General features: G+C 71.0%; 13 protein-coding genes. 11 read left to right on the top strand and 2 right to left on the bottom strand.

Features of this window, described 5'->3' with window-relative positions; all coding sequences use genetic code 11:
• Positions 1-253 precede the first annotated feature (253 nt).
• Positions 254-922 carry a TetR/AcrR family transcriptional regulator gene (locus MMF94_RS12455; protein WP_241036525.1) on the top strand — a complete coding sequence of 223 codons (669 nt, stop codon included), beginning with the start codon at positions 254-256 and terminating at the stop codon, positions 920-922.
• 15 nt (positions 923-937) lie between these two features.
• On the opposite strand, the gene MMF94_RS12450 is transcribed toward MMF94_RS12455, so the two are convergent.
• Positions 938-1,405, bottom strand: coding sequence for a hypothetical protein (locus MMF94_RS12450; protein WP_241036524.1), 468 nt, complete (start codon positions 1,403-1,405; stop codon positions 938-940).
• Between the two features lie 349 nt (positions 1,406-1,754).
• Between MMF94_RS12450 and MMF94_RS12445 the strand changes: the two genes are divergently transcribed.
• Genes MMF94_RS12445 through MMF94_RS12400 form a run of 10 tightly spaced genes read left to right on the top strand, consistent with a single transcriptional unit; the run spans position 1,755 to position 10,958 of the window.
• Entirely contained in the window at positions 1,755-2,303 is a 549-nt protein-coding gene (locus MMF94_RS12445) for a UGSC family (seleno)protein (protein ID WP_241036523.1), read from the top strand.
• Entirely contained in the window at positions 2,300-3,370 is a 1,071-nt protein-coding gene (locus MMF94_RS12440; RefSeq protein WP_241036522.1) for a hypothetical protein, read from the top strand. Before MMF94_RS12445 ends, MMF94_RS12440 begins: the two co-directional genes overlap by 4 nt.
• The gene (locus tag MMF94_RS12435) at positions 3,367-3,609 is read left to right on the top strand and encodes a hypothetical protein (RefSeq protein WP_241036521.1); all 243 of its coding nucleotides are present in this window, start codon (positions 3,367-3,369) and stop codon (positions 3,607-3,609) included. Before MMF94_RS12440 ends, MMF94_RS12435 begins: the two co-directional genes overlap by 4 nt.
• Positions 3,606-4,463: an IclR family transcriptional regulator gene (locus MMF94_RS12430; RefSeq protein WP_338104197.1), complete on the top strand. Its 858-nt coding sequence runs from the start codon at positions 3,606-3,608 to the stop codon at positions 4,461-4,463. Before MMF94_RS12435 ends, MMF94_RS12430 begins: the two co-directional genes overlap by 4 nt.
• 37 nt (positions 4,464-4,500) lie before the next feature.
• Positions 4,501-5,511: an ABC transporter ATP-binding protein gene (locus MMF94_RS12425; protein WP_241036520.1), complete on the top strand. Its 1,011-nt coding sequence runs from the start codon at positions 4,501-4,503 to the stop codon at positions 5,509-5,511.
• A complete protein-coding gene (locus MMF94_RS12420; RefSeq protein WP_241036519.1) occupies positions 5,501-6,520 on the top strand; it encodes an ABC transporter ATP-binding protein in 1,020 nt (339 codons plus the stop codon). The genes MMF94_RS12425 and MMF94_RS12420 overlap by 11 nt, the downstream gene beginning before the upstream one ends.
• The gene (locus tag MMF94_RS12415) at positions 6,517-7,476 is read left to right on the top strand and encodes an ABC transporter permease (protein ID WP_241036518.1); all 960 of its coding nucleotides are present in this window, start codon (positions 6,517-6,519) and stop codon (positions 7,474-7,476) included. The genes MMF94_RS12420 and MMF94_RS12415 overlap by 4 nt, the downstream gene beginning before the upstream one ends.
• Positions 7,473-8,423: an ABC transporter permease gene (locus MMF94_RS12410; RefSeq protein WP_241036517.1), complete on the top strand. Its 951-nt coding sequence runs from the start codon at positions 7,473-7,475 to the stop codon at positions 8,421-8,423. The genes MMF94_RS12415 and MMF94_RS12410 overlap by 4 nt, the downstream gene beginning before the upstream one ends.
• 34 nt (positions 8,424-8,457) lie before the next feature.
• A complete protein-coding gene (locus MMF94_RS12405) occupies positions 8,458-9,387 on the top strand; it encodes an SDR family NAD(P)-dependent oxidoreductase (protein WP_241036516.1) in 930 nt (309 codons plus the stop codon).
• Positions 9,384-10,958, top strand: a complete 1,575-nt coding sequence (locus MMF94_RS12400) for an ABC transporter substrate-binding protein (RefSeq protein ID WP_241036515.1) — start codon at positions 9,384-9,386, stop codon at positions 10,956-10,958. Before MMF94_RS12405 ends, MMF94_RS12400 begins: the two co-directional genes overlap by 4 nt.
• Before the next feature lie 27 nt (positions 10,959-10,985).
• Here MMF94_RS12400 and MMF94_RS12395 read toward each other — a convergent pair whose 3' ends face one another.
• Positions 10,986-12,158 carry an acyl-CoA dehydrogenase family protein gene (locus MMF94_RS12395; RefSeq protein ID WP_241036514.1) on the bottom strand — a complete coding sequence of 391 codons (1,173 nt, stop codon included), beginning with the start codon at positions 12,156-12,158 and terminating at the stop codon, positions 10,986-10,988.
• Positions 12,159-12,346: the final 188 nt, after the last annotated feature.

The following is a 12,346-nucleotide window of genomic DNA, read 5'->3' as shown; positions in this document are numbered from 1 at the left end:
AGCGTCGGCGAGGGTGTTCATGCCGCGCTCGAGCCCGCGGCGCGCCTCCTCGTCGAAAGCGATCATCTTCGCCATGGCGACTGTCCTCTCAGGATGGTGGTGAGCGGCACCGGAGCCCGCGACGGCTGGACCTCGGTCCCACCGGCGCCTCTCACCCGACTGGCACTCGCGTCTCGGGAGTGCCAGCAGGAGGGTACACAATCTTGCGTGCACGCAAAATTGCGTGCACGCACAACCGGGCTATGCTCCCGGCATGAACCCGAAGGAGAGCGGCGGGCTGCGCGAGCGCAAGAAGGTCGCCACCCGCGAGGCGCTCAGCGCGGCGGCGTTGCGCCTCGCGCTGGAGCGCGGCCCGGAGAACGTGCGGGTCGAGGACATCGCCGAGGCCGCGGGCGTGTCACCGCGCACCTACAACAACTACTTCGCGAGCAGGGAGCAGGCGATCGTCGCCGCGATCGAGGCGGAGCGGGCCCTGCGGATCGGTGCGGCCCTGCGGGCCCGGCCTGCCGGCGAACCCCTGGCCAAAGCCGTCGTCGAGGCCGTGGTCGAGCAGTACGTCGCCGACGGTGAACCCGGCGAGGACATGCTCGCTCTGATCACGTCCGCACCGCGGGTGCGTGCGGAGTTCCTCGCCCTGGTCGCCGGGATCGAGCAGCCACTCACATCGGCGATCGCTGCGCGGACCAACGGCGGCGACGACCTGGCGCCGGCAGTGCTCGGGGCGGCGGTGTCGGCTGCCGCCCGGGTGGCAGCCGAGCGCTGGCTGCGCCCGTCGCGGGAGATGCAGGAACAAGGCAGCGCGCAGCTCCTCGTCGTTCCCCTGGGATCGCTCGCGGACATCCTCCGGGAGGCACTCGCACCTCTCGTTCCCGCACTCCAGGCGGCCGACCCTCGCGGCCGAACATCGAATCCGGAGGGCTGAAAGGTCCACTTCGCCTCAGGCGGCAGTCCGGTCAGGCTGCCGCCGTGCCCGCAGGGCAGCGAGCTGGACGAGTGCGAGGGCGGCCGGTGCGAAGAACAGCCCGATCGACAGCCCCGTGATCCCGACATACACAGCGAGAAGCAGGGCGCACACCGCCGTGACCAGCCGCGACCCGAGCGTCGGCGCGCGCAGTGCGAACGGCACGGCGGTGAGCACCAGCGGTACCGCCGCGAACGCCAGCAGCACCGGGAGGTCGTCCGGACCGAGGCTCGTCACGAGTACGGCCACCCCCACCTCACCGAGGAGCGCCAGTCCGAGGGCGGTCCGCGCCGTCCAGATATCGAAACGGTCCGCAGCGTCTCCCCCGCCGGCTATCAGTCCGACGATCAGCGCGGCGGCGAGCAGGACGAGGAGCACGATGCCGACCACGGTGACCACCAATCGCTTCGGCGGGCGTTCTGGGGAAGAAACGGTACTGGCCATCGAAACAATGTGGCCATCCGTGATGCGTCCTCCGGTCGGCGGGCATTGCGCGATGAAAGCGCGTCCTGGCTCCGCGACGGATGGACCAGACGGCGCGACGCGCGTCGCGTGTGTTCGGCACACCGCTTCTCCGCAGGTCGGACGCCATATACGAAGCCGGCCCCGCGCTTCCACGGCACGGAAGTCTCATAGCAGAGGCGTGCGGCCCGCATTTACCGTCGATCCGGACCGACGGTGCAGGGCCCCGCCGCCGGCGCTCGGAAGCCGGACGCTGATCGCGGATCCGGCACCCACCACTCACACCGTGCGGCAGCCCCCATGTGCGCCGCGGCGACGGGAGGGACCCACGTTGTTCGAAGCCCTCATCGACCCCACGGCAGGTGCGACCCTGTCCGGCGGCGCCACCGCGCTCGCGCCCCGTCCCGCCGACTTGCACGGACGCACCGTGGGGCTACTGGCCAACACCAAGCGCAACGCCGAGCAGTTCCTGGACGCGGTCGCCGACCTGCTCGCCACCGAGCACGGCGCGGCGGACGTGGTGCGCCGCCGCAAGCTCAGCATCACCGACCCGGTGCCCGCCGACACGCTGGCCGAGCTCGTCGCGGCGTGCGACGTGGTCGTCGTCGGGGTCGGTGACTGTGGCTCGTGCAGCGCCTCCGCCGTCGCCGACGGGCTGGCGCTCGAAGCCGCCGGGGTGCCGGCCGTCGTGATCTGCAGCGACGCGTTCACCGTGAGCGCCGACGCGATGGCCCGGCTGCAGGGCAGCCCGGGCTACGACTACATCACCACCGCGCACCCGGTGGCCCCGCTCGACGCCGACGGGATCCGCGAGCGGGCACGGCTCGCCCTGCCGGAGATCGTCGGGACGCTGACGTCGGACGGCGCGGCGGCGGCGTGACTCTCGACTCGGCGCTCGAGCAGGACACCGAACGGCTGGACTACGCCCGCCGCGTCGTCGAGCACGCCTACGAGCAGGGCTGGACCGACGGGCTGCCGGTCGTACCCGTGACGGCGGAGATGGTGGAGGAGTTCCTGGCCGCCACGCCCCGGGCCCGCACCGACATCGTCGCCGCGATGCCGAACCTCGACCGCGCGTGCACGGTGGAGCAGGCGGCGGTCAACGCCGCCATGGCCGGCTGCCTGCCGGCGCACTTCCCCGTCGTCCTCGCGGCGTGGGACGCGCTGATGGGCGAGCGGGTCGTCACCGGAGGCGCGTGGCAGAGCACGAGCGGGCCGGCACCGCTGATCATCGTCAACGGCCCGGTCCGGGGCGAGCTCGGGATCAACTGCGCCGGTGGTGTGCTCGGTCCCGGGTTCCGGGCCAACGCCACGATCGCCAGGGCGATCGGCCTCATCGTGCGCAACGTCTTGGGGGTGCGCCCGCAGGAGCTGGAGCAGGCCACACAGGGCGTGCCCGGGCGGTGGTCGCTGTGCATCGGGGAGAACGAGGAGGAAAGTCCCTGGGAGCCGCTCGCGGTGGAGCTGGGGCTCCCGGCGGGCACGGACGCGGTGACGGCGCTGCTCCTGCGCACCTGCGAGTTCGTGGACAACCGGCACACCACGGTCGCCGAGGAGGTGCTGTGGGACCTGTGCGACACGGTCTCGCGCACCGGCGCGGCGATCGGGCGGCACTCCTCGGCGGGTCTCGTCCTCGGGGTGGAGCACGCCCAGCTGCTCGCCGGCGCCGGCTACACCAAAGCCGACGTGCAGCAGTGGATGTACGAGCACGCGGTGCGCAGCCACGCGGACCTGGAGCGTGCGGGCAAGGGCCTCGGCGGCATGGAGGGCCCGGGCATCGACGCGCACGGACTGCACATGCTCGCCGCGCCCGAGCAGCTGCTCGTCGTCGTGGCCGGGGCACGCAACGCCGCGATGTCGATGGTCGTGCGGCCCTTCGGGTTCGGGGGCTGGTCACGCACGGCACATCCGATCGACCGGGTCCGCACGGGAGGACCGACCTCGTGACGAACGACGACACCGCCCTCGCCGGACTACGCGCCACCCTCGCCGCCGACGACTACGGCATGGAGATGCACCGCGACGGCGCGGGCGTGCAGGTGCGGATCACCGCGGGGCCCGAGGCGTGCGCCGACTGCCTGGTGCCCAAGCCGATCATGCGCAGCATCCTGCACGGCGCGCTCGGCGTGCCGGAGGAGGCGATCGCGCTGGTCTACCCCGGCGACGAGCCCGGAGCGCGACCGTGACAGGCCGCGGCCCGGGAGGCGCCGGCCCGGGCCGTGACGCGAAGGACGCACCGCGGGACGCGCTGCGCGACTCGCCGTTGCGGAGGCTGCTGCTCCTGCTGGAGTCGTTCGACCCGCAGCACGACGAGCTGACCCTCACCGAGCTGAGCAAACGTTCCGGGCTGCCGCTCACCACCACCCACCGCATGATCGGCGAGCTGACGGCGGCGGGCGTGCTGGAACGCACGACGACGGGCCGCTACCACGTGGGCCTGCGTCTGTGGGAGACCGCCGCGCTCGCCCCGCGGGCGCTCGGCATGCGTGAGACCGCGTTCCCGTTCCTCGAGGATCTCTTCCTGGCGACGCGGGAGAACGTCCTGCTCGCCGTGCGCGACGGGGACGAGATGGTGTTCGTCGAGCGGCTCTCCGCGCCGCGGGCGATACCGGTGCTGTCCTTCCTCGGCAGGCGCCGCTCGCTGCACGCGTCCAGCGCCGGTCTGGTGCTGCTCGCGCACGCGGAGCCGGAGCTGCAGGAGCAGGTGTTCGCAGGTCCGCTGCGCCGCTACACCTCGCGGACGCTGGTCGATCCGGCGGCGCTGCGCGCGGAGCTGGACCGCATCCGCCGGTGCGGGCACGCGATCTCCGAAGGCCACATGTCGCTGTCGGCCGTGTCCGTCGCCGCGCCGGTCAGGGACGAGACCGACACCGTCACCGCATCCCTCACCGTCGTGCTCGCCGGGAGCAGCGCCGACGCACGCCGCCTCGTGCCGGCGGTGGTGGCCGCGGCCCGCGGAGTCTCCCGTGCCCTCGGTGCCCCGAGCGCGGGGCGCAGCCGCAAGCTCCGCGGGGGGCGCCGGCCGGTAGCGCCCTTCTGATCGACGCCCGACCCACCACGTCCCGAGGAGCCCGACGATGATGTCATCTCCGCTGCTGGAAGTGCACGACCTGTGCGTGCGGTTCGACCACCCGGCCGGGTCGATCGAGGCGGTCGCCGGGGTCACCTTCGACGTGTGCGCGGGCGAGACCGTCGCGATCGTCGGTGAGTCGGGCTCCGGCAAGAGCGTGGCCTCGCTCGCCGTGCTGGGGCTGCTCGGCCCGGGCCGGGTGGCCGGCGGCTCGGTCACCTGGCGCGGCGAGGAGCTCATCGACGCCACGCCTGACCGGATGCGCGCGCTGCGCGGTGCCGAGATCGCGATGGTGTTCCAGAACCCGATGAGCTCGCTCGATCCGCTCTTCACCGTCGGCGACCAGATCGCGGAGGCGCTCCGCGCCCACCGGTCGCTGCCGCGCGCTCAGGCCCGGCGCCGGGCCGTCGAACTGCTGCGTGACGTCGGCATCCCCGACGCGCATCGGAGGGTGCGCAGCTACCCGCACGAGCTGTCGGGCGGCCAGCAGCAACGGGTGGTCATCGCCATCGCGCTGGCCTGCTCCCCCGCCCTGCTCATCGCTGACGAACCCACCACCGCGCTCGACGTCACCGTGGAGGCTCAGGTGCTGCGGTTGATGCGCGATCTGCAGCGCGACCGCGGCACGGCGCTGCTGTTCATCACCCACGACATGGGTGTGGTCGCGGAGATGGCCGACCGCGTCGTCGTCATGTACGCGGGCAAGGTCGTGGAGCAGGGTCCGGTCGAGGAGATCCTGCGCACGCCCCGCAACCCGTACACACGGGCGTTGCTCGACTCGATCCCCACCCGTGCCGTGCCACGGGACCAACCGATGCCGGCCATCGCCGGCGCGGTGCCGCATCCGCTGGAGATACCGACCGGCTGCCGCTTCCACCCCCGTTGCCCCACGGCCCTGCCCCGGTGCAGCACGGCGGAACCCGTGCTGGTCGACCTCGGACCGGGCCGCACCAGCCGCTGCTGGCTGCACGAGGAGCCCGCAGCCCCCGTCGCGGTGGAGGTGTCCGGTGCCCGCTGACGCCCTCACCGACGATGCGGCGCCGCTGCTGCGGGCCGAGGGTCTGGTCAAGCATTTCCGTGTCCGCGGCGCGTTGCCCGGCCGCCGCAGTGTCGTGCAGGCGGTGCAGGACGTCTCCTTCACGATTGCCCGCGGGCGGACGCTCGGCCTGGTCGGGGAGTCGGGGTCGGGGAAGTCGACCGTGGCCCGGCTGTTGCTGCGGCTGCTCGACCCCACAGCGGGGCAGATCACCTTCGACGGCACGGACCTGCTGCGGGCCTCCCGGCGCGACCTGCGCGCGTTGCGCAGGCGGATGCAGATCGTGTTCCAGGACCCGTTCGGATCGCTCAACCCGCGGATGACCGTGCTGCAAGCAGTGGGCGAACCCCTGGAGGTGCACCGGCTCGCGACGGGTGCCGCGCGGCGCGACCGCGTGGTCGAACTGCTGGAACGCGTCGGCCTGGACGCCCGCGATCTCGGGAAGCATCCACACCAGTTCTCCGGCGGCCAGGCGCAGCGGATCGGAATCGCGAGGGCGCTCGCCACCGACCCCGACCTCATCGTCTGCGACGAGGCCGTCTCCGCACTCGACGTCTCGGTACAGGCTCAGGTGCTGAACCTGCTCAAGGGGTTGCAGCGCGAGCTGGGGTTGTCCTACCTGTTCATCGCCCACGACCTGAACGTCGTGCGGTACATGGCCGACGAGCTGTGCGTCATGTACCTCGGCCAGATCGTCGAACGCGGTGACGGCGACGCGGTCTTCGACGACCCACGCCACCCTTACACGCGGATGCTGGTGGACGCGATCCCCGACCCGGACCCGCTCGTGGCGCGGGCGGCGGAACGAGGTGCGGCGGACGGCGAACCGGCGAGCCCGAGCAACCCACCGCCCGGATGCCGGTTCCACCCCCGCTGCCCGCTCGCGATCGAACGCTGCAGAACCGAGGTGCCCCCGGCCCGTCAGCTCGGACCCGGCCGGGTCGCGGCCTGCCATCTCGCGGACGCGCCGCGGGAGGTGACGCTCGCGTGATCGGGTACACGCTCCGCCGGCTCGGCTACGGCGCTGTGGTGATGCTGCTGGTCACCGTCTTCACATTCGTGATCATGCGGCTCGTGCCCGGCGACGCCGTGAGCCTGCAGCTGCAGGAGACAGGGGCGAGCGCCGAGGAGGTGGCGGCGCTGCAGGCGGAGTTCGGACTCGACCAGTCGGTCTGGGTGCAGCTCGGTCAGTGGCTCGCGGGCGCTGTGCGCGGGGACCTGGGCACGTCGTTCTACGGCGGCGAGCCCGTGATCGACCTGTTCATGGCCAGGGTTCCGGTGACCGTCGGCCTGGGGCTCCTCGCGATGCTGGTGGGCGCACTGATCGGGATCGCGCTGGGCGTCGTCGCCGCCGTCACCCGCGGGTCGACGACCGACAGCGCGGTGCGGATCTTCGCCGTCGCGTTCCTGTCGGTGCCCAACTTCGTCGTGGCGCTGCTACTGCTCACCGCACTCGCGATCTGGTTCGCCTGGTCGCCGCCCATCGTCTACGCCGGTCCGGGGGAGGATCTCGGCGGCTGGCTGCAGCAGATCGCCATCCCGGTGTTCGCCCTCGGTACGGGCGGGATGGCTGCAATGGCGCGCATGACACGCTCGTCGATGCTCGAGTCGCTCGGCTCGGACTACATCCGCACCGTGCGCGCCAAAGGCGTCCGCGAGCGGACCATCGTGCTCAAGCACGCGCTGCGCAACTCCACGATCGCCGTGCTCACCCTGCTCGGCCTCGAGCTCGCGACCATCCTCGGCGGCACGGTGATCATCGAGCAGATGTTCGCGATCCCCGGCACAGGGCAGTTGGTCTACACCGCGGTACTCGACCGCGACTACCCGGTCGTCGTCGCCTGCACGATCTTCTACGCGGCTCTCTTCGTCGTGACCATCATCGTGATCGACCTCCTCTACGCGCTCGTCGACCCACGGATCCGGACCGGAAGGGCGCTCTCATGAGGCTCGCGGGGCTGCGCGAATTCGCCAGGGCCCAGCCGCTCGGCGCCATCGCGCTCGCACTCATCACGGTGTTCGTGCTGGTGGCGCTGCTGGCGCCGTGGATCGCCCCGCACGACCCGCTGGAACAGTTCCGCCGCGACATGCTGGAACCCCCGTCGTCGGCGTATCTGCTCGGCACCGACGACCTGGGCCGCGACGTCCTGAGCCGGGCGATCCACGGGGCGCGCACGTCGCTGCTGGTCGGGGTGACCACCACCGGGATCAGTCTCGTGATCGGCACCGTGCTCGGCGTCGTCTCCGGCTACTTCGGCCGAGCGGTCGACGTGGTGCTCCAGCGGATCATGGACGCCGTACAGGCCGTACCCGGCATCGTGCTGCTGCTGTTCATCGCTGTCGTGCTGGGGCCGTCGGTGCGCAACACGATCATCGCGCTCACCGTGGTGATCACTCCGTCGTTCAACCGGATCGCGCGCGGCGAGACGTTGCGCGTGCGGCAGGAGCGCTACATCGAGTCGGCCCGGGCGACCGGGGCGGGAACCCTGCGGATCCTCGGCCGGCATGTGCTGCCGAACATGTTCGCCCAGGTCCTCACCCTCGCGAGCCTGATCTTCGCCGGAGTGATCATCGCGGAGTCGGCGCTGAGCTTCCTCGGGATCGGCGCACCGCCTCCGACGCCGTCGTGGGGCGGAATGCTGTCCGAAGGCGTCCGGTACGTCGAACGCGCGCCGTGGATCATCGTGGTTCCGGCCGTGTTGCTCTCGCTCGGTGTGTTCAGCTTCAACCTGCTCGGCGACGCGCTGCGCGACCACCTCGACCCGCGACTCGCCCGGCCGGTGCCCCGCGCGGCCGCCCGCTGGTGGGGCGTGCGCCGCCCGCCCGCCCGGCTCGCCCCCTCACTCGCCGCTGCGGCCGACCGCGACGAGGGCGAGCGAGGGCCTTCCTCCTGACCGACGTCCGACACCGCACGAGACGGGAGCACACGTGGAGATCTCGCTGGAGGGCAAGGTCGCCCTCGTCACCGGGGCAGGCCCCAACATCGGCAGCGGAATCGCATTGGCCCTCGCCCGCTACGGCGCGACGGTGGCCTGCAACGACATCGATCCCGCCGCGGCGAAGGCCTGTGTGGACCGGATCGAGCGCAACGGCGGCCGGGCGATCGCGGTGCCGGGCGACGTCACCGACGAGCAACAGGTGATCGGTTACGTGCAGCGGGTGATCGACGAGCTCGGACAGATCGACATCCTGGTCAACAACGCCGCTCTGCTCGGCGGCAAGGGCGTGCTCGACGAGAGCGCGGAGTTCTTCTCCCGCGCCGTGCAGGTGGCGGCGATGGGCAACTTCCTCAACACCAAGTACGTCGGGCGGCACATGGCCGAGCGCGGCATCCGCGGCTCGATCGTCGCGATCTCCTCGTCGAACGGCTGGTCCGGGTCGGCCGGGGTGATCGCCTACGCCTTCCACAAGGGCGGGGTGAACAACTTCGTCCGGGCCGCGGCGATGGACCTCGCGCCGTACGGGATCCGCGTGAACAGCTACACGCCCACCGCTCCGACCCCGGACAACCCCACTCTGATCGCCGAGCGCGGCGCAGGCGGGGTCCTCGACCGGCCCCGGACCGGCATCGGCGGCGCAACGGGCGACGAGGAGTGGCGCAGGCCCGCACGGTGGACGGGCGAGCGGCCGCCGATGGCTCCGATGGGCAGCACCGGCACTCCCACGGATATCGGCCACTGTGTGGCGTGGCTGTCCTCGGACTACGCGCGGCTCATCACCGGCTGCGACCTCGTGGTCGACGGCGGCGCGCGGGCGAAGAACTTCGCCTACTTCCCCGGTCCCGCCGCCGACCTCGCCGGGCCGGCTCCGCTGATCCCGCTCGACGTGACAGGCGAGCTGGACCGGGAGCAGACGTGAGGCGCAGCAACCTCATTGCTGCAGCGCTGGCCGCGGTGCTCCTGCTGGCCGGGTGCGGTGGCGGCTCGGGCGGCGGCACAGCACGGCCGGCCGGGGATCCCCGACCGGGCGGCACGCTGGTGATGCAGCTGCCAGCCGAGATCACCGACGGCCTCAACCCGCTGGAGGGAAGCGACCCGACGGTGATGGGGATCATCTCGGGCACCGTGTACAGCAAGCTCGTCGAGTTCGAGTCCGGGCCGGACGCGGAGGGCCTGAAGATCGTGCCCGACCTGGCCGAGTCCTGGGAGATATCTCCGGACGGGCTGACCTACACCTTCCGCCTCCGCGACGACGTGCGCTGGCAGAACATCCCGCCGGTGAACGGGCGCCCGTTCACCTCCGACGACGTGGTGGCGACCTTCCAGGCGCTCAAGCAGGCCACCCAGGTACACCAGTGGATGATCGCCCCGGTCACCGACATCAGCGCCCCGGACGCCCACACAGTGGTGTTCACCCTCGACCAGCCCTACGCGCCGCTGCTCGAGTACCTGGCCTATCACTTCAACATGATCCTTCCGCGGGAAGGCCTCGACGGGCGGTTCGACCTGGCCACGCAGGCGATCGGCACCGGCCCGTTCATCCTCGACTCGCACACTCCGGACGTCGAATGGGTCCTGCGGCGCAACCCCGACTACTACATCCCCGGAAGGCCCTACCTCGACGAGATCCGCAGGCCGATCCTCACCGACACGGCCGCCGTCACCGCGGCTCTGCGCAGCGGACGGCTCGACATCGGCACGACCAGCGACGTGAACGTGGCCGACGAACTGCGGGCGCGCGACTTCGTGATCACCGAGCAAGCAGGCGCGCCCATCAGCTTCTACCTCAACCCGACCGTCGAGCCGTTCGACGACATCCGGGTGCGGCAGGCCGTGGTGACCGCGATCGACTGGGACGGGATGGGAGAGAGCATCAGGGGGCACTACAACCTGACCTCCCTGCTCCGCCCCGACACGAGCAGCGGTGCTCTGACGCCGGACGAGGTCCGAAAGCTGCGCCCGTTCGACCCGGAACGCGCCCGCAGGCTGCTCGCCGAGGCCGGGCTGCCGAACGGGTTCGACACCACGCTCATGGTGCAGCGGGTCGACGACGAGGACGTCCGTGAGGCGCAGTGGATGCAGGCCGACCTCGACGACGTCGGCATCCGCGCCGAGATCCAGATCGTCGACCCCGGCACCGGGATCGAGCGCCGTCGCTCCCACGACTTCGCCATGACGAAGGCCCTGCGCGGGGTGCACCTGCCCGACCAGGTGTGGCGCGACTTCGCGCCGGACTCCATCGAGAACTATGCGCTCGTGGCCGACCCGGCGCTCGACGAGTTGGTCGCCCACACCCGCACCGAGCTCGATCCCGCCAAGCGCGACGACCTCTACCGACAGCTCCAGGAACGAATGGAGACCCAGATCGTGCAGGCGCTCTACCCGATCCAGAAGTTCGACTACGCAATCAGGAACCCGCGGGTGCAGGACCTGTGGCCGAGCCCGATCTACCAGGGCAAGCGGCTGGCCGACGTGTGGCTCAGCGAGTAGCCGATATCGGCGACCGCTCGGCGGTTCTCACAGTGCGGGGAGGGGTGGCTCCGCACCGAAGTACAGCCCGCCCGCCCATTCCCACACTCGCGTCTGACCCAGAATGTGCTGGACCAGGGTGTTCAGATCGCGCAGCTGGCGTTCCAACGGGCAGCTCTTCTGAATCGCCGCGGTGCCGACCGTGTCCACCAGCAGCTGCACCGCAGAACGGCATGTCGTCACCGTGTGCACGAAGCAGCCGGCGAGCTGAGCTCGCAGCTCGAAGGACGGTTCGTCGCCTGCTTCGAGCGTGGCCCACAAGGTGGCGGCGGTGTCGTACGCGTAGCTGCGAGCCGCGCCGACCATGGCTCGGGCCCGGGCAATCCCGGCACGGACGCGGGGTTCGTCCCTGGCCGGGATCATCTCGGGCATCGACACCTTGCCCGCGAGGATGCCGGTGGCCACGTCGCAGGCTTCGAGGGCGACACCCAACGGCACGCCCACGATGTTGACCACGAACATCCCGCGCCAGGCGTAGAGGGTGCCGGACCGATGGTTCTGGCCGTATACCCAGGTGTTCTCGACGGGCACGAACGCGTCGGTGATCGTGTAGTCGTGGCTGCCGCTTCCGGCCAGGCCACCCGGATTCCAGGTGTCCAGCACCTGCCATTGCGCAGCCGGCAGCATCGCGATCCGCTGTTCCGGCACGCCGTCGGCCGAGGTTCGAGGTGACCCCTTCTCGGTGACGCGAGCACCGCCCAGGATGACGTCGGCATGCGTCGAGCCGCTGCCGAACGACCATCGGCCCGACAGCCGGTAGCCGCCGTCGCACACCTCGAGAGTGCCTGCCGGAACGACCCAGCCTGCCGTGACGGCATCCAGCTCGGGGTAGAGCGACCGGGCGGTGGCATCGTCGAGGAAGCCGCTGTAGTAGCCGCTGTCGGAGCCGATCATCGCGCACCAGCCGACCGACGCATCCGCTCGCGACAGCGTCTCGATGATCTCGATCTGGGTGCAGATGTCCAGCTCGGGCCCACCCCACGCCTCAGGCATCGTCATCCGGAACACCCCGGTGGACCGAAGTGCGTCGACGACCGGTGCAGTCAGGCGGCGAGCGGCTTCCACCTCGGACGCGGACTCCCGCAGCAATGGCCCGATCTCGCCGGCTTTCGCACGGATGGCGGCACCGTCCAACGCCGCTCGGCTGTCAGCTTTTGTCACTGCGCCATCCCCGATTGTGTCGAGTCGTTTACTGTCGCTGGCAGGCCGGGCCGAATGCGAGGAATGCGCGATTTCTGTGGTTGACCCGAGCCGATCGGACGGGAGTCAACGATCGACCTCCGGTGTCCATCTGCCCAAGGTAGCACTCTCGATACCACCTCGATGGCGCACAAGAAGCGAGCGGAATG

Source organism: Pseudonocardia alaniniphila, assembly GCF_022524485.1.
GTDB classification, from domain to species: domain Bacteria; phylum Actinomycetota; class Actinomycetes; order Mycobacteriales; family Pseudonocardiaceae; genus Pseudonocardia; species Pseudonocardia alaniniphila.
This window is presented reverse-complemented; position numbering and strand designations above follow the sequence as displayed.